General features: G+C 70.8%; 22 protein-coding genes and 1 pseudogene. 14 read left to right on the forward strand and 9 right to left on the reverse strand.

The window, feature by feature from the left end:
* Nucleotides 1-196: 196 nt before the first annotated feature.
* The 4 genes from ACIRQP_RS22175 to ffh all read left to right on the forward strand — a co-directional run bounded on the left by ACIRQP_RS22175 (nucleotide 197) and on the right by ffh (nucleotide 6,007).
* Nucleotides 197-1,489, forward strand: coding sequence for an ammonium transporter (locus tag ACIRQP_RS22175; RefSeq protein WP_403892694.1), 1,293 nt, complete (start codon nucleotides 197-199; stop codon nucleotides 1,487-1,489).
* Nucleotides 1,486-1,824, forward strand: coding sequence for a P-II family nitrogen regulator (locus tag ACIRQP_RS22180; RefSeq protein WP_030351756.1), 339 nt, complete (start codon nucleotides 1,486-1,488; stop codon nucleotides 1,822-1,824). Before ACIRQP_RS22175 ends, ACIRQP_RS22180 begins: the two co-directional genes overlap by 4 nt.
* Before the next feature lie 16 nt (nucleotides 1,825-1,840).
* Nucleotides 1,841-4,309: a [protein-PII] uridylyltransferase gene (locus ACIRQP_RS22185; protein WP_403892697.1), complete on the forward strand. Its 2,469-nt coding sequence runs from the start codon at nucleotides 1,841-1,843 to the stop codon at nucleotides 4,307-4,309.
* Nucleotides 4,310-4,468: 159 nt separating this feature from the next.
* The gene (ffh, locus tag ACIRQP_RS22190; RefSeq protein ID WP_403892699.1) at nucleotides 4,469-6,007 is read left to right on the forward strand and encodes a signal recognition particle protein; all 1,539 of its coding nucleotides are present in this window, start codon (nucleotides 4,469-4,471) and stop codon (nucleotides 6,005-6,007) included.
* A 260-nt stretch (nucleotides 6,008-6,267) separates the two neighbouring features.
* Here the strand turns inward: ffh and ACIRQP_RS22195 are convergent, their stop codons facing one another.
* From ACIRQP_RS22195 to ACIRQP_RS22235, 9 genes are all read right to left on the reverse strand, one after another.
* The gene (locus ACIRQP_RS22195; RefSeq protein WP_403892701.1) at nucleotides 6,268-7,455 is read right to left on the reverse strand and encodes a phosphopentomutase; all 1,188 of its coding nucleotides are present in this window, start codon (nucleotides 7,453-7,455) and stop codon (nucleotides 6,268-6,270) included.
* 12 nt (nucleotides 7,456-7,467) lie between these two features.
* Nucleotides 7,468-8,628 carry an alanine racemase gene (locus ACIRQP_RS22200; protein ID WP_403892703.1) on the reverse strand — a complete coding sequence of 387 codons (1,161 nt, stop codon included), beginning with the start codon at nucleotides 8,626-8,628 and terminating at the stop codon, nucleotides 7,468-7,470.
* Between the two features lie 2 nt (nucleotides 8,629-8,630).
* The gene (locus ACIRQP_RS22205) at nucleotides 8,631-9,731 is read right to left on the reverse strand and encodes an aminotransferase class V-fold PLP-dependent enzyme (protein ID WP_403892705.1); all 1,101 of its coding nucleotides are present in this window, start codon (nucleotides 9,729-9,731) and stop codon (nucleotides 8,631-8,633) included.
* Between the two features lies 1 nt (nucleotide 9,732).
* Nucleotides 9,733-10,722 carry a phosphotriesterase gene (locus ACIRQP_RS22210; protein ID WP_403892707.1) on the reverse strand — a complete coding sequence of 330 codons (990 nt, stop codon included), beginning with the start codon at nucleotides 10,720-10,722 and terminating at the stop codon, nucleotides 9,733-9,735.
* A 45-nt stretch (nucleotides 10,723-10,767) separates the two neighbouring features.
* Complete coding sequence (locus tag ACIRQP_RS22215) at nucleotides 10,768-12,135, reverse strand: YhfT family protein (protein ID WP_403892709.1); 1,368 nt, start codon at nucleotides 12,133-12,135, stop codon at nucleotides 10,768-10,770.
* Nucleotides 12,136-12,169: 34 nt separating this feature from the next.
* Complete coding sequence (locus tag ACIRQP_RS22220) at nucleotides 12,170-12,526, reverse strand: DUF2620 domain-containing protein (RefSeq protein ID WP_403892711.1); 357 nt, start codon at nucleotides 12,524-12,526, stop codon at nucleotides 12,170-12,172.
* Between the two features lie 66 nt (nucleotides 12,527-12,592).
* Nucleotides 12,593-12,979, reverse strand: coding sequence for a transcriptional antiterminator (locus ACIRQP_RS22225; RefSeq protein ID WP_403892713.1), 387 nt, complete (start codon nucleotides 12,977-12,979; stop codon nucleotides 12,593-12,595).
* 143 nt (nucleotides 12,980-13,122) lie between these two features.
* Nucleotides 13,123-14,061 carry a GntR family transcriptional regulator YhfZ gene (yhfZ, locus tag ACIRQP_RS22230; RefSeq protein WP_403892715.1) on the reverse strand — a complete coding sequence of 313 codons (939 nt, stop codon included), beginning with the start codon at nucleotides 14,059-14,061 and terminating at the stop codon, nucleotides 13,123-13,125.
* Nucleotides 14,062-14,239: 178 nt separating this feature from the next.
* A complete protein-coding gene (locus ACIRQP_RS22235; RefSeq protein WP_403892717.1) occupies nucleotides 14,240-15,121 on the reverse strand; it encodes a class I SAM-dependent methyltransferase in 882 nt (293 codons plus the stop codon).
* A 221-nt stretch (nucleotides 15,122-15,342) separates the two neighbouring features.
* Between ACIRQP_RS22235 and proS the strand changes: the two genes are divergently transcribed.
* The 10 genes and pseudogenes from proS (at nucleotide 15,343) to lepB (ACIRQP_RS22285) (ending at nucleotide 23,422) form a co-directional block, all read left to right on the forward strand.
* Nucleotides 15,343-16,758, forward strand: a complete 1,416-nt coding sequence (proS, locus tag ACIRQP_RS22240) for a proline--tRNA ligase (RefSeq protein ID WP_403892719.1) — start codon at nucleotides 15,343-15,345, stop codon at nucleotides 16,756-16,758.
* 250 nt (nucleotides 16,759-17,008) lie between these two features.
* Nucleotides 17,009-17,602, forward strand: coding sequence for a hypothetical protein (locus tag ACIRQP_RS22245; RefSeq protein WP_030351743.1), 594 nt, complete (start codon nucleotides 17,009-17,011; stop codon nucleotides 17,600-17,602).
* Between the two features lie 243 nt (nucleotides 17,603-17,845).
* The gene (rpsP, locus tag ACIRQP_RS22250) at nucleotides 17,846-18,292 is read left to right on the forward strand and encodes a 30S ribosomal protein S16 (RefSeq protein ID WP_403892721.1); all 447 of its coding nucleotides are present in this window, start codon (nucleotides 17,846-17,848) and stop codon (nucleotides 18,290-18,292) included.
* 2 nt (nucleotides 18,293-18,294) lie between these two features.
* A complete protein-coding gene (locus ACIRQP_RS22255; protein ID WP_030351741.1) occupies nucleotides 18,295-18,534 on the forward strand; it encodes an RNA-binding protein in 240 nt (79 codons plus the stop codon).
* Between the two features lie 93 nt (nucleotides 18,535-18,627).
* Complete coding sequence (rimM, locus tag ACIRQP_RS22260; RefSeq protein WP_403892823.1) at nucleotides 18,628-19,260, forward strand: ribosome maturation factor RimM; 633 nt, start codon at nucleotides 18,628-18,630, stop codon at nucleotides 19,258-19,260.
* Nucleotides 19,260-20,081 carry a tRNA (guanosine(37)-N1)-methyltransferase TrmD gene (gene trmD, locus ACIRQP_RS22265; protein WP_403892723.1) on the forward strand — a complete coding sequence of 274 codons (822 nt, stop codon included), beginning with the start codon at nucleotides 19,260-19,262 and terminating at the stop codon, nucleotides 20,079-20,081. The genes rimM and trmD overlap by 1 nt, the downstream gene beginning before the upstream one ends.
* A gap of 129 nt (nucleotides 20,082-20,210) precedes the next feature.
* A complete protein-coding gene (gene rplS, locus ACIRQP_RS22270) occupies nucleotides 20,211-20,561 on the forward strand; it encodes a 50S ribosomal protein L19 (protein WP_129772195.1) in 351 nt (116 codons plus the stop codon).
* A gap of 71 nt (nucleotides 20,562-20,632) precedes the next feature.
* A complete protein-coding gene (lepB, locus tag ACIRQP_RS22275; protein WP_403892725.1) occupies nucleotides 20,633-21,508 on the forward strand; it encodes a signal peptidase I in 876 nt (291 codons plus the stop codon).
* A pseudogene (gene lepB, locus ACIRQP_RS22280) lies at nucleotides 21,501-22,515 on the forward strand (signal peptidase I); the annotation flags it as partial. The gene lepB (ACIRQP_RS22275) and the pseudogene lepB (ACIRQP_RS22280), both read left to right, overlap by 8 nt.
* Nucleotides 22,487-23,422, forward strand: coding sequence for a signal peptidase I (gene lepB / locus ACIRQP_RS22285; RefSeq protein WP_403892825.1), 936 nt, complete (start codon nucleotides 22,487-22,489; stop codon nucleotides 23,420-23,422). The pseudogene lepB (ACIRQP_RS22280) and the gene lepB (ACIRQP_RS22285), both read left to right, overlap by 29 nt.
* Nucleotides 23,423-23,464: the final 42 nt, after the last annotated feature.

Consider the following 23,464-nt stretch of genomic DNA (forward strand, 5'->3'; position numbering starts at 1 on the left):
GGAGGGTATCCACGGCCGGGCCGCCGAGATCCGCCGGTTCATCGGTACGTAACACACAGGACGTCTTCGTCACTGTCGCGAAACATCGAGCGGCATTGGCCGAAACCGCGCTGCGCCAATCTCCTCAGCACAGTCGGCCCACACCTAGCTTGAGCATCCGCACGGGGCCGTTCCGACCCACGAGGAGACGCTGGCCTTGAATGGCGCAGATACCGCATTCGTATTGATCAGTGCCGCGCTCGTCATGCTGATGACGCCCGGCCTGGCATTTTTCTACGGCGGCATGGTGCGGGTGAAGAGCGCCCTCAACATGCTCATGATGTCCTTGATCTCCCTCGGGATCGTCAGCGTGCTGTGGGTGCTCTATGGATACTCGCTGACCTTCGGTGACGACATCGGTGCCGGTCTCCTGGGCAACTTCGACCACATCGGCCTCAAGGGCATCACGGTCGACACCCTGACCGGAGGCACGGAAGGCATTCCGGTCTTCGCCTTCGCCCTCTTCCAGCTGATGTTCGCCGTCCTCACCCCCGCGCTGATGAGCGGGGCGCTCGCGGACCGCGTGAAATTCAGCGCCTGGGCGCTGTTCATCGCGCTCTGGGTCTCCGTCGTGTACTTCCCGATCGCGCACTGGGTCTGGCAGTCCGACGGCTGGCTCTTCAAGCTCGGGGTGATCGACTTCGCCGGTGGTACGGCGGTCCACATCAACGCGGGTGTGGGAGCGCTCGCCGCGGTCCTTGTCGTCGGCAAGCGGATCGGATTCAAGAAGGACCCGATGCGGCCGCACAACCTGCCGCTCGTCGTCCTCGGCGCCGGACTGCTGTGGTTCGGCTGGTTCGGCTTCAACGCCGGATCGGCGCTGGCCGCCAACGGCACCGCCGCCCTCATGGCCTTCAACACGCAGATCGCCACCGGCGCCGCGATGCTCGGCTGGCTGATCTACGAGCGCATCCGGCACGGCGCGTTCACCACGCTGGGCGCCGCCTCCGGCGCCGTCGCGGGCCTCGTCGCGATCACCCCGTCCGGCGCGGCCGTCAACCCCTTCGGCGCCCTGCTCATCGGTGTCGTCGCCGGCGCCGTCTGCTCCTGGGCCGTCAGCCTCAAGTTCAAGCTGGGCTACGACGACTCCCTCGACGTGGTCGGCGTCCACCTCGTCGGCGGTGTCATCGGCACCCTGCTCGTGGGTGTCCTCGCCACCGGTGGCGTCGGCGGACTCTCGCAGCTGGGCAAGCAGGCCGTCGGTGCCTTCTCGGTGATGGCCTACTCCTTCGTGGTCTCCTGGATCCTCGCCAAGATCGTCGACGCCACGATCGGCTTCCGGGCCTCCGAGGACGACGAGACGAGCGGCGTCGACATGGCCTACCACGCCGAGTCCGCCTACGACTACAGCGCGGTCGGGGGTTCGCCGTCGGGCCGTAGTAGCGTCGCCGCCGCCAGCCAGGACGAGACCGTCGCCGCCGCGGCGAAGACCAAGAAGGTGGACGCATGAAGCTCATCACCGCAGTCGTGAAGCCGCACCGGCTTGACGAGATCAAGGAGGCCCTGCAGGCCTTCGGCGTCCAGGGGCTCACGGTCACGGAGGCCAGCGGCTACGGCCGCCAGCGCGGCCACACCGAGGTCTACCGCGGTGCCGAGTACACCGTCGACCTCGTACCGAAGATCCGCATCGAGGTGCTGGTCGAGGACGGCGACGCCGAACAGCTCATCGATGTGGTGGTCAAGGCCGCTCGCACCGGCAAGATCGGTGACGGGAAGGTATGGAGCGTGCCGGTCGACACGGCGGTCCGGGTACGGACCGGCGAGCGCGGCCCGGACGCACTTTAGAGACGGGAACGACTGGGTGACGAGCCTCGAAGAGACGACCGAACAGGCAGACTCGGGACCCAGCGGCTACGCGGCGGCCCGGCTGCGCCTCCTCCAGGAGAAGGCGCCGTCCGGGCCGCCGCGCCGTGCCGCCCTGGCCAGACTGACGGACGACTGGCTGAACGCGCTGTTCACCACCGCCGCCCTGGAGGCCGGGGTACGCGGCGCCGCACTCGTCGCCGTCGGCGGCTACGGCCGCGGCGAACTGTCCCCGCGCAGCGACCTCGATCTGGTCCTCCTGCACGACGGCAAATCCGGTCCCGCCGCGATCGCCGCACTCGCCGACCGCGTCTGGTACCCGGTGTGGGACCTCGGGCTCGCCCTCGACCACTCCGTACGCACCCCCGCGGAGGCGCGCAAGACCGCCGGCGAGGACCTCAAGGCGCAGCTCGGGCTCCTCGACGCCCGGCATGTCGCCGGGGATCTGGGCCTGGTCGGCGGCGTACGCTCCGCGATCCTCGCCGACTGGCGCAACAGCGCCCCCAAACGCCTTCCCGAACTGGACGAGCTCTGCCGGGAGCGCGCCGAGCGCCAGGGCGAGCTCCAGTTCCTGCTGGAACCCGACCTCAAGGAGGCCAGGGGCGGGCTGCGCGACGCCACCGCGCTGCGCGCCGTCGCCGCCTCCTGGCTCGCCGACGCGCCCCGCGAAGGGCTCTACGAAGCCCGCCGCCGGCTCCTCGACGCCCGCGACGCCCTCCATCTGACCACCGGCCGCGCCACCGACCGGCTCGCCCTCCAGGAACAGGACCCGGTCGCCGCGGAACTCGGCCTGCTCGACGCCGACGCGCTGCTGCGACAGGTGTACGAGGCGGCGCGCACCGTCTCGTACGCCTCCGACGTCACCTGGCGCGAGGTCAACCGCGTACTGCGCTCCCGGGCCGTACGCCCCAGGCTGCGGGCCATGCTCGGCAGCAAGCCCGCCCTGGACCGCAGCCCGCTCGCCGAAGGCGTCGTCGAGCAGGACGGCGAGGTCGTCCTCGCCCGTACCGCCCGGCCGGAGCGCGACCTCGTTCTGTCCCTGCGGGCAGCCGCTGCCGCCGCCCAGGCCGGTCTGCCGATCTCGCTGCACGCCGTGCGCCGGCTGGCCGCCGCCTCGAAGCCGCTGCCCGTGCCCTGGCCCGCCGAGGCCCGCCAGGAACTGATCACCCTGCTGGGCGCCGGCGAGTCGACCGTCCCCGTGTGGGAGGCGCTGGAGGCCGAGGGCCTGATCACCCAGTTCCTTCCCGACTGGGAGCGGGTCCGCTGCCGGCCCCAGCGCAACCCCGTACACACCTGGACCGTCGACCGCCATCTCGTCGAGACCGCTGTCCAGGCGTCCTCGCTGACCCGCCGCGTCGGCCGTCCCGACCTGCTGCTGATCTGCGCCCTGCTGCACGACATCGGCAAGGGCTGGCCCGGCGACCACTCCGTGGCCGGTGAGGTCATCGCCCGCGATGTGGCCTCCCGGATCGGCTTCGACCGCGAGGACATGGGCGTCATCGCCACGGTCGTACGCCACCATCTGCTGCTCATCGACACCGCGACCCGGCGGGATCTGGACGACCCCGCGACCGTCAGCGCGGTCGCCACCCGGGTCGGTTCGCTCGCCACCCTGGAACTGCTGCACGCCCTCACCGAGGCCGACGCGCTCGCCACCGGACCGGCGGCCTGGTCGTCCTGGCGCGCCTCGCTCGTCAACGACCTCGTCGCGCGCGTGACCGCCGTCCTCGCGGGCGACGCCGTCGCCGAGCCGGAACCCGCCGCGCCCAGCGCCGAGCAGGAGCGGCTCGCCGTCGAGGCGCTGCGCACCGGTGGTCCCGTACTGGCGCTGCACGCCCAGACCGAGGCCCCGCAGGACGACGGCCAACCGGAACCCGTCGGCGTCGAACTGCTCATCGCCCTGCCCGACCAGCCGGGCGTCCTGCCCGCCGCGGCCGGAGTGCTCGCCCTGCACCGGCTGACCGTACGCGCGGCCGATCTGCGCGCCGTCGAGCTGCCCGCGGAGCTCGGCAAGGACGCCGGACAGGGGAAGAAGACCACCGAGGTCCTGCTGCTGAGCTGGCGGGTGGCCGCCGAATACGGCTCCCTGCCGCAGGCCGCCCGGCTCCGCGCCGATCTCGTACGGGCCCTCGACGGCTCGCTCGACATCGCGTCCAGGCTCGCCGAACGGGAGGCCGCGTACCCGCGCCGCCGGGGTGTCACGGCTCCACCGCCCCGCGTGACCGTCGCGCCCACCGCCTCCCAGCTCGCGACCGTCATCGAGGTACGCGCGCACGACGCACCGGGGCTGCTGCACCGCATCGGCCGCGCCCTGGAGGAGGCGAAGGTACGGGTGCGCAGCGCGCATGTGTCGACGCTGGGCGCGAACGCGGTCGACGCGTTCTATGTGACGAACAGGCGGGGCCGGCCGCTGCCCGAGAAGGCCGCCGCGGAGCTGGCCGACGCGGTGGAGGCCGCGCTGCGCTGACGGTCCGCCGCGTCCGCGCTTCGTACGCCCCGGTTGTCCACAGGGCAGACCGCACCGCGCGCGGCCGGATACCCTGGGGGACGGTCTGTCCTTCACAGCGCGCAGCTGTACGGGTCAGCTCCCCCTCATCCGCACCCGACCTGAGGATCCGCGACCACCGTGTTCGACACTCTCTCCGACCGCCTCGCAGCCACATTCAAGAGCCTCCGGGGCAAAGGGCGCCTCAGCCCGGAGGACATCGACGCCACGGCCCGCGAGATCCGTATCGCCCTGCTCGAAGCCGATGTCGCGCTGCCCGTCGTCCGCGCCTTCATCGCCAAGGTCAAGGAGCGCGCGGCCGGCGCCGAGGTCTCCCAGGCGCTGAACCCGGCGCAGCAGGTCATCAAGATCGTCAACGAGGAGCTCATCGGCATCCTCGGTGGCGAGACCCGCGTCCTGCGCTTCGCCAAGCAGCCGCCCACCGTGATCATGCTCGCGGGTCTCCAGGGCGCCGGTAAGACCACGCTCGCCGGAAAGCTCGGCCTCTGGCTCAAGGGCCAGGGCCACACCCCGCTGCTCGTCGCCTGTGACCTCCAGCGCCCCAACGCCGTCACCCAGCTCTCCGTGGTCGCCGACCGCGCGGGCGTCTCGGTGTACGCGCCCGAGCCGGGCAACGGAGTCGGCGACCCGGTCAAGGTCGCCGAGGACTCCATCGAGTACGCGAAGACCAAGCAGCACGACGTCGTGATCGTCGACACCGCGGGCCGCCTCGGTATCGACGAGGAGCTGATGAAGCAGGCCGCGGACATCCGCGACGCCGTCAGCCCGGACGAGGTCCTCTTCGTCGTCGACGCGATGATCGGCCAGGACGCGGTCAACACCGCGGAGGCCTTCCGCGACGGTGTCGGCTTCGACGGAGTGGTCCTCTCCAAGCTCGACGGTGACGCCCGCGGCGGCGCGGCCCTCTCCATCGCGCATGTCACCGGCAAGCAGATCATGTTCGCCTCGAACGGCGAGAAGCTGGACGAGTTCGACGCGTTCCACCCGGACCGCATGGCGTCCCGCATCCTCGACATGGGTGACCTGCTCACCCTCATCGAGCAGGCGGAGAAGACGTTCAGCCAGGCCGAGGCCGAGAAGATGGCCTCCAAGCTGGCGAGCAACAAGGGCAAGGACTTCACGCTCGACGACTTCCTGGCGCAGATGGAACAGGTCAGGAAGATGGGCAGCATCAGCAAGCTGCTCGGCATGCTCCCGGGCATGGGCCAGATCAAGGACCAGATCAACAACATCGACGAGAAGGACGTGGACCGCACCGCCGCGATCATCAAGTCGATGACCCCGGGGGAGCGTCAGGACCCGGTCATCATCAACGGCTCACGCCGGGCCCGGATCGCGCGGGGTTCCGGCGTCGAGGTCAGCGCCGTGAAGAACCTGGTGGAGCGGTTCTTCGACGCCCGCAAGATGATGTCGAAGATGGCGCAGGGCGGCGGGATGCCGGGGATGCCGGGCATTCCGGGGATGGGCGGCGGGCCCGGCCGTACGAAGAAGAAGACGAAGCAGGCGAAGGGCAAGCAGCGGTCGGGCAACCCGATGAAGCGGAAGGCCGAGGAGCAGGCGGCGCTGGCGCGCCGGGAGGACGCGGCGAATGGCCTGCCGGCCGGGGGGCAGGACAAGTCGTTCGAACTCCCGGACGAGTTCAAGAAGTTCATGGGCTAGTGCCGCGACCGGCAAGGTTTGCCCGTCGAGGAGCGGCGGCCGGTGCGTGTGATCGCAAGGCGGCCGGAAGTCCTGGTAGCGGAGTTACCTGGGCTTTTGGCCAACGCCGCGAGCGCGCGTGCTGGGCGCCGCTACGGGGCAAACGTTGCCGGGAGGGGCACTAGGTGCCGTCCGGCGGGGGTAGGTGGGCCGGTGCGGGAGGGTGCCGCCGCTTCCCCCGGCACCCGGCACCACCACGGACCCGCGGACGGCAACCGGGCTCATCCGGAGACCATGCTCAGCCACGCGGCCGCATCCGCACCCACCTGCGCCAGCGTCCCGGCGTCCGGCAGTAGTTCGGGGCCCGCCCCGTTCGGGCTGTACGTCAGGACCGGGACGTATTCGCGCGTGTGGTACGCGTGGCCGATCGTCGGGTCGTTGCCGTGGTCGCCCGTCACCGTCAGCCGGTCGCCCGCCCCGGACAGCAGTCCGAGCAGCGCCGACAGCCCCGCGTCGGTCTGTTCCAGGATCCGGCCGTAGCGGTCGGTGTCCTGCTGGTGTCCGGCGAGGTCCGTCTCCTGGACGTTGGCGACGACGAGCCCGTCGCCGGGGGCGCGTACCGCGTCCAGGGTGTGGGCGAGGACCTCCGCCGTCCCCACGGCCGGCCGCCGTACGGCGGCATCGCACGCCAGGATGTCCGCCGCCTTGCCGACCAGCGTCACCGGGATGCCCGCGCGGGCCGCCAGGTCCGGCAACTGGCGGGTGTGGTCGATGTCCGCACCCAGGTGCTGGACTTCGAGTCCGCCGTTGCGGTAGAAGCCGCTCGCCGGGGTGTCCAGGCCGACCGTGCCGCCGTCCCCGTCGCGTACATACGCGCCGAGAGGCCCGTCCGCGTGGCCGCCGACCGCGATGACGCGGGCGACAGGTGCCACGCTCCGTACCGTACGGGCGATCGCGAGGATCCGGTCGAACGGCAGGTCGTCCAGGCGGCCCGAGGCGTTCCAGTTGATGCCCGGGTCGGCCTCCAGGTTGTCGTGGACCAGTACCGCGCCGTCGACCAGGAGCAGCGGCCGGCCGTCGAGCGGTTCGGCCCGGTGGCCGACCGCGCCCAGGGCCGAGATCACCTCGGGGAGGTGGTCGGCCAGCCGGGCCACCGTGACGTGGCTGAAGTCCGCGCCCATCATGGTCTGGTGGCCCGCGTACGTGTCCGCGCCCGGGTAGCCGAGCGCGGCGCGGCCCGCCGTCACCGGCAGCCGGGTGGACCGGGCGAGGTCGGGGTGCGGATGGACCAGGCCGAGGCCCAGTTGTCCCAGCGCGGGCAGCCGCAGGGGGCGGCCCAGGGACGCGCGGCAGTGGTCCAGTACGTGCCCGCACGTGTCGGCCGCGACATCGCCCGGCCGCAGCGCCCCCGCATCCGGCATCGCGCCGATCCCGAATCCGTCGATGACGAGGATGACGGTCTTGCTCATGGCGACGGCTCCTTACAGGGCCCGGCCCCGCGCGTCGTACAGGCCGGTCAGCCGGGGTGTCCCGGTGGAGAGGCCGGCGACGACCGCGACGGTCGAGCGGGTGACGAAGATCTGCGTACGGAAGGCGAGTACGGCGGTGTCGCCTGCCCGCACCTCGCCCGCGGGCGGCGCGTCCAGCAGGCGGTAGTAGTCGATGTTCTCGGCGGGGGCGCCCTGGACCGGAAGGCGCAGACCCGTGCGCGGCAGCAGGGCGGTGCGGATGCCGGCACGGCCGTAGAAGCCGCCGCCGTAGAGCGCGGGCCTGCCGTCCGCGAGAGTGTGGGCGACCTCGCTGACATAGACGTAGGCGGGCCGCTCCGGCTGGTGCGGGTCGATCGCGTGGAGCGGTGTGGTGCCGGTGAGGGAGTGGCCGGGCTCGCCGTGGGTGGCGCCCAGTTCGGCCAGCAGTGGCAGCGTCGCCATCGAGGTGGCGCTGGGCGCGCTGAGCGCGACCGGGTGGTGGCCGCGGGCGACGAGGAGTTCCCTTGCCTTGAGGGCGAGTTCGAAGTTGGGGGTGGGGGCGGGCAGGCCGGTGACCGGGTCGCACAGGACGCAGGGGAACGCGGTGACCCCCGCGATACGGATCGACGGCAGCTGCTCGGCGGCGGACGCGAACTCGTCCAGCGCGTCCAGCGGCACGCCGCCTTCCTGGCCCGGGTAGACGGAGCCGGGTACGCCTTCGAGGCGTACGAACACGTCCTGGACGAAGCCCAGTTCACCGGCGGCCTCCGAGACGGCCCGCGCGTTGGCGAGATCGAAGACGGTCACCGCCTCGGGCCGCCGGGCGAGCAACTCGGGGAGGTCGCGGCGCGGGATCTGCACGAGATGGCCGAGGTTGCCGGCCTGTGCCCCGGCGGCGTGCAGGGTGCGGGCCTCGGAGGCGTCGATCGCGGCGAACCGCGGGATGTGCCGGGCGACCGCCCGGATCAGCGCGGGGTTGCGGCCGAACTGTTTGACCACGAACCAGAGCGAGAGCCCGAGCCGCTCGGCCTCGGCCGCCAGCAGCGCGGCGTTGCCCTCGACGGCGTCCGCGTCCATGACATACGTGTCGGGCGGGATGGCGCCGGAGCGGTGCAGCGCGGTCGCCGTGTCGACGAGCGCGGGGTTGCGGGTGAGGACAGTGTCCAGGAACACGATCAGCCCTTCAGGTCGTGCAGCGAACGGCGGAGGATCTCGATCACGAGGTCGGCTCCGGCCCGCATGGGGTTGATCCGTACGGTCCAGTCGGCGAGTCCGGGTTCGTCGTCGAGCGACGAGCTGGACATCCGGTAGACGAGCGGGGCGATCTCGTAGCGGGAGTTGGAGCCCACGGGATAGGGCGCGGCGCCGTGCCGCGCGGCGACGGCGGGCAGCTCACGGGCGACCGGGCGGTCGAGCCGTACCAGCAGACACCGGTCCTGGGCGTTGGCGATCCTTACCTCGGCGACGCCCGGCACCTCACCGGCGGTGAGCCGCTCCGCGATCTCCGCGCCGACTCGGGACTGGAGCGCCCACAGGACGGGGACATTGGTGAGGGCGCGCAGCGCGTCGAGGGCCTGGTGGCCCTGGACCTGGCCGCCGCCCGAGTAGTTGTCGGCGCGGATCCGTCCGATGAGATCGCGGGCGCCGACGACCGCGCCGACGCCTTCGGGGCCGTGCAGTTTGAAGAGGGAGAAGCAGGAGGCGTCCGCGCCCAGTTCCACCCCGGAGGCGGGTACGCGCATCACCGCGTAGTTGTCGTCGACGACCGTGCGGACCCCGGCGGCGCGGCAGGCCGCGAGGACCTCACCCGGATCGTAGGAGTCGGCGAGCCGCTGCCGGCTGTGCTGGACGTACGCCCAGGAGAACGCGCCGGACTCCAGGGCCCGCCGGAGCGCCGTACGGTCGTTGAAGTCGGCCTCGGTGGTACGGACTCCGAGCCCGCGCAGGGTGACGGCGGTCGTCCGGTAGACCGGGGCCCGGTGGATCAGCAGCGGGTCGCCGGGGGAGACGGCCGCGGCGAGCGCGGCGCGGATCGCGCCCGTACCGGCGCCCTGGACGAGCGCGGCGTCCTCGGCGCCGAAGTAGTCGGCGAGTACGGCCTCGACGCGCGCGGTCGTACGGGGGCGGCCGAGACCCGGTACGACACCGGCGTCCGCCTCGAAGAGCTGCGGTCCCTCGAAGTGCGCGGCGGTGCACTCAAGGAGCCGGAACTGCCGCTGGGCCGCGTCCTCCAGGGTGACGGTCGCCAGCGGGAAGGTCCGCGGGAGCACGGGCATCTCAGAACTCCTCGGTGTCGGTGTCGGTGTCGGTGTCGGTGTCGGTGGCCGGGACGTCGTCCGTGTCGGCGCCGGTCAGGAAGCGCAGCGGGTTGCGCCGGGTCATCAGATCGATCAGCTCGTCGTCCACGCCCGCCGCGCGCGCCTTGGGCAGGAAGGACCGGAAGAGATGCCCGTACCCCTGGCCGCCCTCCGACTCCAGATAGCCGTGGCGCGAGATGTCGCAGCTGAGCAGGACGCGGTCCGCGTGACCGGCGTCCAGCAGGGCGAGCAGCAGCCGCAGCCGGGTGTCGTCGCTCTGGTAGGACTCCTTGCCGACGGTGTCGAAGGCGACATACGCGCCGCTCGCGGCCAGTTCGTGGTGGACGGCGGGATCGTCCAGCAGATCCTGGTGGCCGAGGCAGATCCGGTGCGGTGCCAGGCCCGTACCGGTGAGCAGGTCGAGCTGGGCGAGTCCGCCGCGGCCGAGCTGGGCATGGGTGGCGACCGACAGACCGGTGGCGACGGCGGCGTGCGCCGAGGCGAGCAGCGCGCGGCTCTCCGGCTCGCTGGGCCGGTCGCCGTGGCTGCCGATCTCGCCGAGCACGCCGGGGCGGATCCCGGTGGAGTCGAGCCCGTCGCTGATCTCCCGGACCAGGGTCGCGGTGAGCTCGCCGACGGGCGTGGCGCCGATCTCGTCCCGGTGGAACGGCTCGTAGTACCAGCCGGTGGCCGCGACCACCGCGACCCCGGACTCCTCGGCGACACGGGCCAGGGCGCGCGGGTCTCGGCCCATGCCGCGGCAGGTCAGCTCGATGACCAGGGACAGCCCGAACTCGGCGCGCAGGGCGGCCAGTTCGGAGGTGACAGCGCCCAGATGACGCCCGGTGTCGAGGACGGCGGCGCCGTCGCCCGTACGGTCGAGATCGAGGACGAGATGTTCATGGGAGAGTGCCGGGCCGCGCACGGCGGAGACGGGCAGCGGCCCGGCGACGGTGGTGAGATGGGGCATGGGTACGGGTGCCTTCCTGGCGGGTCTGTCCGGACCGCCGCGGGGTCAGCCCTTGACGGGGGTGAACAAGTCCAGCCAGTAGAGGATGTTGAGGAGAACGCCGCCGACGATGACCGCCGCGGGCGCCGCCGCCATCCGCACCACGGGCCTGCCCATCGCCTCGTTGAGGAGATAGAGCCCGCCGACGATGAGGATCGCGAGTCCGCCGCCCATGACATTGGCCGCGAGCAGTGAGCCGAAGAGGATCGCCAGTTGCAGGGTGTCGGTGATCGCGCTCCGCAGATGCTCGGAGGAGTCCCGCACGCTCGGCAGCTTGCCCAGGACCCTGCCGATGGAGGACAGGGCGAGCACTTCGAGGGCGAAGACCACGGCGCCGACGACGGCCGCCAGGATCGGGTTCGGCATCAGATAGCCGATGGGGTAGACGAGCGTGAAACCGGCGATGCCGTACGCGCCGGACGCGAGCGCGGTCGTCGCGATCAGCGGGATGAAGCCGAAGACCCGGTAGAAGTCGACCTGGGCGGCCTCGCTGTACTGGCCCTTGGCGATCAGGAAGCTGGTCGCCTCGCCGCCGCCGAATATATGCATCTGCGCCAGCACACAGACTCCGGCGCCCAGCACCATGAACAGCGGCAGATACCGGCGCAGACGCAGCGCGCTGGTGCTGAAGAGCGAGGCCATCGGATCGTCTCCGGCCGCCTCCCGCTGCCCCGTACCCGAGGTCTCCCCGCCGGCCGCTCGCGCGGCGGCCAGGTCCGCCTTGCGCTGGAGCAAGTCCTTCCGGACGGCGAAACCGATGAGCAGCAGCACACCGGCCGCCATCGCCGGCGAGCCGGCGAAGACGCTGGGCCAGAGCTTCATCGTCATGATCACGAGCGCCAGCTCCAGCACGGCGGCCAGGCCGCCGCGCAGCCGCCCGAACTGCTTGGTGATGGCGAGCACCGGGAAGAGCGTGAACAGGAAGAGGATCGGCGTCGACATCTGCTGCATCGCCGTCAGGAAGTCGACGGGCAGATCGTGCGCCACATCGTTGGCCCCGTTGAGACCGAAGACGACCACAGCGCCCCAGGCGCCGCCGAGCAGCGGCGCGAGCCACTTCCTCGGCGAGAGGATGCCCAGGATGTCGGTGGGCAGGAAGAGCAGCCAGGGGTTGAGCACGCCGCTGGACAGCGCCATCGGGGCGCCGAGGCCGAAGATGAAGCCCGCCGAGAGGCCGAAGGAGACCGCGGTGGTGGCGGTCCGCTTGGAGCGTCCCTGGATGAAGTCGAGCATGAAGGGGCGTACGCCGTCGTTGAACACGGCCAGCGCCATATGCGAGATGAAGGCGGTCAGCGCGCACAGGGCTATGACAAAGAGCTTCTGCGTCAGCGAGAAGTCCAGACTGGTACTCGCTGCGAGGACGGTGCTGCTCACGGGGTCTCTCCTCCGGTCCCTGGCAGGTCTTCGGTCAGCCGCGCGCGGCGATCGCGCGGGCCATGATCGGGGCGATCACGTCGATCTGGTCGATGGCGAAGCCGAAGACCTTCTTGCCGTCCGCCAGCAGGGCGGCGACCTCGTCCTCGGCGGGGACATGGCGGCCGAAGGTATGGCAGAGCGGCCGGCCCAGGAGGCCGACCAGGACGCCGAGGGAGGCACCGGCGCCGGTGTGACAGGTGCCGAGGTAGTAGTCGGCCTGCCCGGCGCGGAGCTTCATCGCCGCGTCCATGTCGTTGGAGACCGTGATCTCCAGACCGTCGAGGGCGAGTGCGGAGACGGTGTTCGCGACCTCGGTCTTGCCGACGCCGCCGGTGAGGATCTTCGTCATGGCTGGGTCCTTCGCGCTACGAGTGGGGTGACACCTACGGGTGGGGTGAGACCTACGGGTGGGGACCTACGAGTGGGGTGAGGCGGGCGAGTTCTGGGCCAGTACGGCGAGATGCAGGCCCAGGAAGTTGATCTCGGAGTCGGGGAGCGGAGCGCCCAACTCCCGTTCGGCGCGTACGGAGACCGCGTGGGCGCGGGCCACGGCCTCGGGGTGGCCGGCGAGTTCGGCCGCCACCTGCTCGTCGGTCCTGAACTCCTCGATCGGCGTGCCGTCGAGCAGCCGGTTGAGCGCCATCATCAGATGGCTGGTGAGCATGCCCGCCTTGGCCTCGGTGACGGTATGGCCCTCGGTGGCCAGGGAGTCCAGCTCCTCGGTCACGAACGCGGCGACCTCGGGCCTGACCTGGCCGCTCTCGCGGAACAGCCGGACGCGGAGGGCGAGCTGGTCGTCCATGGTCTTCCTTTCTTTCGATCCGATTCCTTGGGTGGGTCCGGTCCTCCTCGGCCGACGCGAACAAGACAGTAACCAGGATTTTGTATTTTGAGCCGACGCGTCGGCTCACGCGGTTCCTTTCGCGTGGCCGGGCGGTGGCGCGGTCAGTACGTGGGCGTGCGCTCACCGCGCAACACCTCGGCCTGGAGGGTGGTGACGACCGACAGATCCAGGGACTCGCGCACGGCGCCGAGCGCTTTCGTCCCCTCCGTTCTGCCGATGATCGCCGCACGGGAGTTGCGCAGCGACAGATCGCGGGTGACCTCGTCGCCGAGCGGCAGGACGTCCACGCTCGTCCCGAGCAGCCCTTGCGCCTCATCGAGGTTCCAGATGGTGGCGTCGGCCAGATTGTGTTCGAACAGCTCGCGCAGCTGCATGTACGACGCCTCGATCCACTCGATGTCCGAGCGTCCGGCGAACGCGCGCTCGGCGAGCATCCGCTGATCCTCGGAGGCGTGGTCGACGGCGACGCGCAGCCCCGGGGTCTCCGGGTCGGAGCCGCGACGCAGCAGCAGACCGTGTGCCCCGACATAGGTGGCCGGGCCCAGATCCGCGACCAGCTCGACCGGATGGTCCTCGATCAGCCGGTCGGCGGCGAAGCGCGAGAGGACGACGAGATCGACCTTGCCTTCGAGGAGGGCGGTCGTACGGGCGCCGGCGCCCCGCATGAAGGTGATCGCGAAGGGCGCGCCGGCCTCCTCGAAGGCGGAGCGCAGCCCGGTCGCCAGCCCTTCGTACCGGCGGGAGTACGGCAGCGGCATCGCGGCGAGGAGCGTGCCGAGCCCGGAGAGCCGCCACAGTATGGAGCGGTCCGAGCGTATGAGGAAGGTGCCGAGATGGCCCCGGGCCGTCGTCTCGATCGCCTCGGCGTTCTCCAGCAGCTGGAGCGCGGCCTGGACGGTGCCGTTCCCGACGCCCAGCTCCACGGCGAAGTCCCGCACGCGCGGCAGCCGGGTCTCCGGCTCGTGGTTCAGCAGGAGAACCGCCAGCTGCCGGGCCGCGAGGCCGTTGCGGGTCAGGAAACGCTCGTCGAAGCCAGTCACGCGAGAGACAGTAAACAGAATTCTGGATACTGTCCAGGGTCGTGCACCGGTCCGTTTCCGGACGGGCATCCCTCTCCGATCGGACGGGCATCCGTCCCCGGGCGGACGGGCATCCGTCCCCGAGCGGGCGACGGACCGGCCGTTCAGGTCAGGATCGCGCGGGCCGGGAAGCCACCCCTCAGGGCGTACGGGCGATCAGATACCGGAAGACATTCGGCATCCAGACCGTGCCGTCGCGGCGCAGATGCGGATGGAGCGCCTCGCCGATCTCCTTCTCCACCAGCCTGCGGTTCGTCGTCCGGATCGCGCCGTCGAACAGCCCCGTCGACAGCAGGCCGCGTACCGCGCTCTCCTGGTCCGCGTACCCGAACGGGCAGGCCACCCGCCCGGAACCGTCCGGCTTCAGACCGGCCCGCGCCGCGATCTCCTCCAGATCGTCGCGGTGCCCCGGCCGCCGGGCGCCCTTGCGCGGGCGGTCGCTCAGCCGGCCCGCGACCCGCAGCACCCCGTCCGTGGCACAGCGCTCCGGCGGACCCCAGCCCGCGAGCACCACGGGCGTGCCGCGCCGGGCCGGCGGTATCGCCTCGTCGAGCGCCGGTCCCAGCCCCTTCGCGTCGCCCGCCACGGAGCCGATCGGCTGGAAGGCGGTGATCAGGTCGTACGGTGAACGGCCGGTCCCCGGCGCGGCGTCGGCCATCCGGTCCACCGGCAGCAGCGTGCCCGTGTCGGCCGCCCGGTCCGCCCGGCCGTCCCCTTCCAGGTCGGCGCCCAGCCGCTGGCGGGCCAGCGCCAGCCGCTCATGGTCGGAATCGACGCCGGTCACCCGCGCACCCCGCGCGGCCGCGAGCAGCAGGGCGAGCCCCGAGCCGCAGCCGAGACCGAGCACCCGGGTCCCGCTCCGGACCTCAAGGCGCTCGTACACCGCTTCGTAGAGCGGCACCAGCATCCGTTCCTGGATCTCGGCCCAGTCGCGGGCGCGCGCGCCCGCCTCGGGGAGGACCGCCGGTGCCGTGCCCGCGTGCGAGAACCGTTGGTGCTGCCGGCCGAGCGTACGTGTCATGGATAGCGCCCCAATCCGCCGAGAGGTCGGTCGTGCCCTGATGGACTGCCCCCCCCGTGTACGTGCGCGCGTTCTTCCCCCGTATGTCGGAGAACTCCTATGCCAGAGAACTCCGCATCCGTGCCCGCGTCCAGTGGGCGGCGGGCAAAGCGTCCATGCCCCGGGCGTGCGCCCCGCGCGCATGGCCGGTTCCTTTTCCCCGAGCCCGTACGATGCCGGCCATGGCGAAGGCACCTGTTCTCACGCCCCGGGCGGACGACTTCCCCCGCTGGTACCAGGATCTGATCACCAAGGCCGAACTGGCCGACAACGGGCCGGTGCGCGGCACGATGGTGATGAGGCCATATGGGTACGGACTGTGGGAGCGGATGCAGCAGGAGCTGGATGCCCGTATCAAGGCCGCCGGCGCCTCGAACGCGTACTTCCCCCTCTTCATCCCGCAGTCGTATCTCACCCGGGAGGCGGCGCACGTCGAGGGTTTCGCGCCCGAACTGGCGGTCGTCACACACGGCGGCGGCAAGGACCTGGAGGAGCCGGTCGTCGTACGGCCCACCTCCGAGACGATCGTCAACGAGTACTTCGCCAAGTGGGTGCGCAGCTACCGCGATCTGCCGCTGCTGATCAACCAGTGGGCCAATGTCGTCCGCTGGGAGATGCGCCCCCGCGTCTTCCTGCGCACCACCGAATTCCTCTGGCAGGAGGGCCACACCGCCCACGCCACCTACGAGGACGCCAGGGACTACGCGGCGCACATCCACCGGAACGTCTACGCGGACTTCATGACCGAGGTCCTCGGGATCGATGTCGTCCTCGGCCGCAAGACCGCGCGCGAGCGCTTCGCCGGGGCCGTCAACACCCTGACGCTCGAAGGGATGATGGGCGACGGCAAGGCCCTCCAACTGGGCACGAGCCACGAGCTGGGACAGAACTTCGCGAGGGCCTTCCACATCCGGTATCTGTCGAAGGAGGGCACCGAGGAGCTGGTCTGGCAGACCTCCTGGGGCGCCTCGACCCGGATGGTCGGCGGACTGATCATGTCGCACGGCGACGACGACGGACTGCGCGTCCCGCCGCGCCTCGCCGCCGTACAGGCCGTCGTGCTGGCCATCAAGGGCGACGAGCCGGTCCTGGCCGCCGTCAGGGAGACCGCCGACCGCCTCCGGCTCGCCGGCGTCCGTGTCCGGATCGACGACCGCACCGACATCCCCTTCGGCCGCCGGGCCGTCGACTGGGAGCTGAAGGGCGTGCCCGTACGGATCGAGATCGGCCCGCGCGACGTGGAGAACGGCACCGCGATGCTCGTACGCCGGATCCCGGGCGGCAAGGAGCCGGTGGCGGTCGACTCCCTCGCCGGGCTGCTGCCCACGGTCCTGGAGGACGACCAGGCGCTGCTGTTGACGGAGTCCAGGGCGCGCCGCGAGGGCCGTACCGCCGACGTCTCCACCGTCGAGGAGGCCGCCGAGGCCGCGGCGGCGGGCGGCTGGGCACGCATCCCCTGGGCGACGCTGGGTACCCGCGGAGAGGCGGACCTCGCCGAGCGCGGGGTCTCCGTACGGTGTCTGGTCGCCGAGGACGGGGCGGTGCCGGAAACGGATGATGAGGCGGGTAGTGTCGCCATTGTGGCCCGCGCGTATTGAGCGGATCCGTCACCAGGAGTCCTGAAGCGGGGAGCTCTCCCGGAAAGGGAAGCGCTGGTGTACGTAGATCGTCTACGCGCCGAAGCGTACGTGGCGCTACGTACCACCTTGGTAGGAGCTGTGAGACTTCTCCGCAGATCAGCGCACCCGCCCTCCTCCGGACGCATCAATGGCAACTGACGGGTACGTGCAAATTATTTGGGATGCCCCGTAATGGAACCCGGGAGGGTTCCGGCTCGTTGTTCACGACGTGAGCACGACACCACCTGTTCTCGCCGCAGAGCTGGCGCAGGCGTGGGCCGATATTCAGCGGTCCCACCCCGAGCTGCCGGATCTTGCCGCGCCAGAGTCCCTGATCGGAGAGTCGTCGTCCGCCTGTGGCGCCGAGCTCTCTTTCGAACGACTGCTTCACGAAGCGGTCCACGGCATCGCCGCAGCCAGAGGTGTTCGGGACACCTCGCGGGCGGGCCGCTATCACAACCGCCGATTCCTGGCGATCGCCGAGGAGATGGGCCTCGACCATCCCGAGGAGCCGCATCCCAGCAGCGGTTTCTCCCTGGTCTCGCTCAGTCCCGAGGCGAAGCGGCGGTACCGCCCCACCATCGAGCGATTGCAGCGCGCCCTCAAGGCGCACACGGTCGCGACGGCCGCCGACACCAAGCGCAGCTTCCGCGGCCCGGCCGCCAGACACGGTTCGTCCGGCGGCGGGGTACGCGTCAAGGCGGTCTGTGACTGCGGCCGGAACGTACGGGTCGTACCGTCGGTCCTCGCCCAGGCCCCGATCGTCTGCGGCGGCTGCGGCAAGCCCTTCCGTATCCCCGAAGTGGTCGGCGCCGCGGGCTGAGTCCTCGCGGGCCGGGCCACCGGCCGCCCCGGCCGCTCCCGGCCCCTGCCCGCTCGCCGGATCATGACCGCCGGCGGGTCATGGCCGGTCGCGGTCGTATGGCAGAATGGCCAGCTGTACTCGACAGTCGCACAGGACCCCTCTCTCCTCCGGCTGACGCGTCCATCGGGCGGATCGGGTACCGCAACCCCACGCGGCATCCCGTTGTGCCCAACCACGTCAAGACCAGGAGACACCACTCCAGTGGCAGTCAAGATCAAGCTGAAGCGTCTGGGCAAGATCCGTTCGCCTCACTACCGCATCATCGTCGCCGACTCCCGTACCCGCCGCGACGGCCGGGCCATCGAGGAGATCGGTCTGTACCACCCGGTGCAGAACCCCTCGCGCATCGAGGTCGACTCGGAGCGCGCGCGTTACTGGCTGTCCGTCGGCGCCCAGCCGACCGAGCCGGTTCTCGCGATCCTCAAGCTCACCGGTGACTGGCAGGCGCACAAGGGCCTGCCGGCCCCCGCGCCGCTGCTCCAGCCGGAGCCGAAGGCCGACAAGCGCGCCCTCTTCGAGGCCGCCGCGAAGGACGCCGGCGACGAGCCCAAGGGTGAGGCGATCACTCAGAAGGCCAAGAAGTCCGACAAGAAGGCCGACGAAGCCGGGACCGAGTCCTCGGCCGCCGTCGAGTCGACCGAGGCCTGAGCATGCTCGAGGAGGCTCTCGAGCACCTCGTGAAGGGCATCGTCGACAACCCGGACGAAGTGCAGGTGGCCTCGCGCAACCTGCGCCGCGGCCGTGTGCTGGAGGTCCGGGTGCACCCCGACGACCTCGGCAAGGTGATCGGCCGCAACGGCCGCACCGCACGTGCTCTGCGGACCGTCGTGGGCGCCATCGGCGGCCGTGGCATCCGCGTCGATCTGATCGACGTGGACCAGGTTCGCTGAGTCAGCAGAACACCGGCAGGGGCCGGGAGGGCCACGGCCTTCCCGGCCTTCGCTGTTTCCGGTGCGTGATCGTGACAAGAAGGTGGAGTGTCAGTGCAGTTGGTGGTCGGGCGGGTGGGCCGCGCCCATGGGATCAAGGGTGAGGTCACGGTCGAGGTACGTACGGACGAGCCCGAACTGCGGCTCGGGCCCGGCGCCGTACTCGCCACGGAACCGGCCCAGGCCGGACCGCTGAGGATCGAGACGGGCCGGGTGCACAGCGGCAGGCTGCTGCTGCGCTTCGAGGGCGTACGCGACCGTACGGGCGCCGAGGCGCTGCGCAATGTCCTGCTGATCGCGGAGGTCGACCCCGAGGAACTCCCCGAGGACCCCGAGGAGTTCTACGACCATCAGCTGATGGACCTCGATGTGGTGCTCGCCGACGGCACGGAGATCGGGCGGATCACCGAGATCTCGCATCTGCCCTCGCAGGATCTGTTCATCGTGGAACGGCCGGACGGCAGCGAGGTGATGATCCCCTTCGTGGAGGAGATCGTCACCGAGATCGACCTGGAGGAGCAGCGGGCCGTCATCGACCCGCCGCCGGGGCTGATCGACGACAGGGCGGAGATCGCCTCCGGCCGGGACGGCGATTCCGGTGGCTCGGGCAGCACCGACGGGGAGGCCGCGACCGGTAGGGACGGGGCGACCGGTAGGGACGCCGCGATCGGTAGGGACGGCGCCTGATGCGGCTCGATGTGGTCACGATCTTCCCGGAGTACCTGGAGCCGCTGGACGTCTCGCTCGTCGGCAAGGCCCGCGCACGCGGCCGGCTCGACGTCCACGTACACGACCTCAGGGAGTGGACGTACGACCGGCACAACACGGTGGACGACACTCCGTACGGCGGCGGTCCCGGCATGGTCATGAAGACGGAGCCCTGGGGCGACGCGCTGGACGACGTCCTGGCGAGCGGCTACGAGTCGGGTGCCCATGGCCCGGTCCTGGTCGTCCCCACCCCCAGCGGCCGCCCCTTCACCCAGGAACTGGCCGTCGAGCTGTCCGAGCGGCCCTGGCTGGTCTTCGCCCCCGCGCGCTACGAGGGCATCGACCGCCGGGTCATCGACGAGTACGCGACCCGGATGCCGGTGGTCGAGGTCTCCATCGGTGACTATGTGCTCGCCGGCGGCGAGGCCGCCGTACTGGTGGTCACCGAGGCCGTCGCCCGGCTGCTGCCTGGTGTGCTGGGCAACGCGGAATCGCACCGCGACGACTCCTTCGCCCCCGGCGCGATGGCGAATCTGCTGGAGGGCCCCGTCTACACGAAGCCGCCGCAGTGGCGCGGGCGCGGGATTCCCGAGGTGCTGCTCAGCGGCCACCACGGCAAGATCGCGCGCTGGCGGCGGGACGAGGCGTTCCGGCGCACCGCCCTCAACCGGCCCGATCTGATCGAGCGTTGCGACCCGGCGTCCTTCGACAAGAAGGACCGCGAGATGCTGTCCATCCTGGGCTGGGCGCCGGAGCCCGGTGGCCGATTTTGGCGCAGGCCCGAGGCCATGGAAGAATAGGCCGCTGCTGTACGTCCGGTGTGCGCCCCTGCCGCAGGGGGAACGACGCCCGCCCGACGCGAACGGCACATCAGACTCTCTCTCGATATCCGCTGATGACCTGTGGCATCAGCGAGGAAGCAGACCATCATGGCCAGCCTGCTCGACGTCGTCGACGCATCGTCGCTCCGCAGCGACCTCCCCGCTTTCCGTCCCGGCGACACCGTGAACGTCCACGTACGTGTCATCGAGGGCAACCGCTCCCGTATCCAGCAGTTCAAGGGCGTGGTCATCCGCCGCCAGGGCTCCGGTGTCCGTGAGACGTTCACGGTCCGCAAGGTCTCCTTCTCCGTCGGCGTCGAGCGCACCTTCCCCGTGCACAGCCCGATCTTCGAGAAGATCGAGCTCGTGAGCCGCGGTGACGTCCGTCGCGCCAAGCTGTACTACCTCCGTGAGCTGCGCGGCAAGGCCGCGAAGATCAAGGAGAAGCGCGACAGGTGAGCCCCGCGCCGTCCGGGCCGGCTCGGACGCGCACCCGGGTCCACAGGGCCGCCGGATAAGATCTGGCCCCGATGGACGCCGAAGCACGACAGACGGAGCGCGATCGCTCTTCCGCATCCCACGACGGGACGGAAGAGGGGTCGCGCTCCGCGCGTTCCTCCCGGCGGTCCTCCGGACTCCGCGGACTCCCGGGACTTTCCGGACCGTCCGGGCTCTCCTGGGGCAGGGCGGGGCTGCTCGGGCTCGCCTGTGGCGTCTTCGCGCTGCTCCTCAGCAGCTTCGTGGTGCAGCCGTTCCTGATTCCCAGCGGTTCGATGGAGCCCACTCTCCAGGTCGGGGACCGGGTGCTCGTCAACAAGTTGGCGTACCGTTTCGGTACCGCGCCGGAGCGTGGTGATGTGGTGGTCTTCGACGGCACCGGATCCTTTGTCCAGGAGCCGGCGCGGGAGAACCCCGTCACCGGGCTGCTGCACGGGGCGGCCGCGGCCCTGGGTCTCGCCGAGCCCGCCGAGACCGACTTCGTCAAGCGCGTGGTCGGGGTGGGGGGTGACCGCGTGGTCTGCTGCGACAAGGGGGGCAGGGTCGAGGTGAACGGCCGGTCCGTGGACGAGCGGTATCTGTACGCCGGAGACGCGCCCTCCAGCGTCCCCTTCGACATCGTCGTACCCCGGGGGACCCTGTGGGTGATGGGCGACCACCGCGGCAATTCCCGCGACTCCCGCGACCATCTGGGCGATCCCGGCGGCGGCATGGTGCCCGTGGACAAGGTCATCGGACGGGCGGACTGGATCGGCTGGCCGCTGGGCCGCTGGGCGGTCCTGGAGCCGACAGAGGCCTTCCGCGACGTACGGGGCCCGGGTGACGCGGACATCCGGGGTGACGGGGAGATCCCGGGTGACGCGGCGGCCTCGGGTGGCATAGAGGCCCCGGGCGGGGGCCATGGGTAAGCGGGGGCGCCGCCCCAGTCATGGGGCCGACACCCGGCTGCCGACCGGCTCCCGGCCCACCACCGGCCGGACGCTGCCGGGGCGCGCGGAGCGCCGTAAGCTCGCCCGCCGGGTCAAGCAGCGCCGTCGCAGGTCCGCGGCGAAGGAGATACCGCTGCTCATCACCGTGGCGGTGCTGATCGCGCTGGTCCTCAAGACTTTTCTGGTGCAGGCGTTCGTGATCCCCTCGGGATCGATGGAGCAGACGATCAGGGTCAGCGACCGGGTGCTGGTGGACAAGCTCACGCCGTGGTTCGGCTCGAAGCCGGAGCGCGGCGATGTCGTGGTCTTCAGGGACCCCGGGAACTGGCTTCGGGACGAGAAGCCGCCGCCGGACAACTCACCCGTCGTGATCAAGCAGGTCAAGCAGGCGCTGACCTTCATCGGACTGGTGCCGTCCGCCGACGAGCAGGATCTGATCAAGCGCGTCGTCGCGAAGGGCGGGGACACCGTGAAGTGCTGCGACCGGGACGGCAAGGTCACCGTCAACGGCACCCCGCTGACCGAGCCGTATCTGAACCCCGGGAACGCGCCCTCCACGATCCCCTTCGAGGTACAGGTGCCGGCCGGACGCATCTTCGTGATGGGGGACCACCGGTCCAATTCGGCCGACTCCCGCTTCCACCTGCAGGAGCCGGACAAGGGGACCGTCTCGGAGGACGAGGTCGTGGGCCGCGCGGTCGTCATCGCCTGGCCGTTCGGTCACTGGCGGCGACTGGAGGAGCGGGAGACCTACGCATCGGTCCCGGATCCGCGTGCCGCGCCGACGACGGCACTGGGACCGTCCCATAGTGTGTCTTCCCAGGATCTGAACGGATTGATCCGGCTCCCGAGCCCTGCGGAACTCCCGCTCGTTATGGGAGTGGTGGGCCTGTCCCGTCTCCGGGGCAGGCGATCGCACGGAGTAATCGCACGGAGTGAGGAGTGGATGTGGGGGATGTGGCGGTCGGCGCACGATCCGGACACGATGATCCCGAGGAGGGACACGAGCAGCTCGCCGAGTCGCCCGAAAACGTGACGGACCAGCCGACGGAACGCGGGAGCGGGTCCGGTGGGATCCACGACGGCGACAAGGACAGCGACAGCGACGGATCGGACGCGAGGAAACCGCGCTCCTTCTGGAAGGAGCTGCCCCTTCTCATCGGGATCGCGCTCCTGCTGGCGCTTCTGATCAAGACTTTCCTGGTACAGGCGTTCTCGATCCCCTCGGACTCGATGCAGGACACCCTGCAACGGGGCGACCGAGTGCTGGTGGACAAGCTCACCCCCTGGTTCGGCTCCGAGCCGGAGCGGGGTGAGGTCGTCGTCTTCCACGACCCGGGCGGCTGGCTGGACGACACCCAGGCACCCGCGCCGAATGTGGCGCAGCGGTTCCTGAGCTTCATCGGACTGATGCCGTCGTCCGAGGAGAAGGACCTGATCAAGCGGGTCATCGCGGTCGGCGGTGACACGGTGGAGTGCAAGAAGGGCGGAAAGGTCCAGGTCAACGGGGTTCCGCTGAACGAGACCGATTACATCTACCCGGGCAACACTCCCTGTGACGACAAGCCGTTCGGGCCGATCGACGTGCCCAAGGGCAGCATCTGGGTGATGGGTGACCACCGGCAGAACTCGCTGGACTCCCGCTACCACCAGGAGCTGCCCGGAAACGGCACGGTCTCCAACGACGAGGTCGTCGGGCGCGCGTTCGTGGTGGCCTGGCCGGTCAACCGCTGGTCGCTGCTTCCGGTGCCCGGCACGTTCGACCAGTCCGGGCTGAGCGCGGCGGCGTCGGTGGCCTCGGCCGCGGCTCCGGGGGCGCTGGGCCTGGCCGGGGCGGTGCCGTTCGTACTGTGGCGCCGCAGGAGGCTGACCCGGGGGCGTACCGCCGGGTAGGGTGCCGTCCCGGATCGTCGATCTCCGAGGATCACTCCCGGG

This window comes from Streptomyces sp. NPDC102274 (genome assembly GCF_044766385.1).
GTDB lineage: Bacteria > Actinomycetota > Actinomycetes > Streptomycetales > Streptomycetaceae > Streptomyces.

Coding starts and splice junctions, on each gene's coding strand:
- rplS (WP_129772195.1), top strand. CDS start 20,211: ATGGCCAGCCTGCTCGACGTCGTCGACGCATCGTCGCTCCGCAGCGAC.
- ACIRQP_RS22255 (WP_030351741.1), top strand. CDS start 18,295: ATGCTCGAGGAGGCTCTCGAGCACCTCGTGAAGGGCATCGTCGACAAC.
- ACIRQP_RS22195 (WP_403892701.1), bottom strand. CDS start 7,455: ATGAGCAAGACCGTCATCCTCGTCATCGACGGATTCGGGATCGGCGCG.
- ACIRQP_RS22225 (WP_403892713.1), bottom strand. CDS start 12,979: ATGGACGACCAGCTCGCCCTCCGCGTCCGGCTGTTCCGCGAGAGCGGC.
- ACIRQP_RS22220 (WP_403892711.1), bottom strand. CDS start 12,526: ATGACGAAGATCCTCACCGGCGGCGTCGGCAAGACCGAGGTCGCGAAC.
- trmD (WP_403892723.1), top strand. CDS start 19,260: ATGCGGCTCGATGTGGTCACGATCTTCCCGGAGTACCTGGAGCCGCTG.
- lepB (WP_403892725.1), top strand. CDS start 20,633: ATGGACGCCGAAGCACGACAGACGGAGCGCGATCGCTCTTCCGCATCC.
- ACIRQP_RS22205 (WP_403892705.1), bottom strand. CDS start 9,731: ATGCCCGTGCTCCCGCGGACCTTCCCGCTGGCGACCGTCACCCTGGAG.
- proS (WP_403892719.1), top strand. CDS start 15,343: ATGGCGAAGGCACCTGTTCTCACGCCCCGGGCGGACGACTTCCCCCGC.
- ACIRQP_RS22180 (WP_030351756.1), top strand. CDS start 1,486: ATGAAGCTCATCACCGCAGTCGTGAAGCCGCACCGGCTTGACGAGATC.
- ACIRQP_RS22235 (WP_403892717.1), bottom strand. CDS start 15,121: ATGACACGTACGCTCGGCCGGCAGCACCAACGGTTCTCGCACGCGGGC.
- ACIRQP_RS22210 (WP_403892707.1), bottom strand. CDS start 10,722: ATGCCCCATCTCACCACCGTCGCCGGGCCGCTGCCCGTCTCCGCCGTG.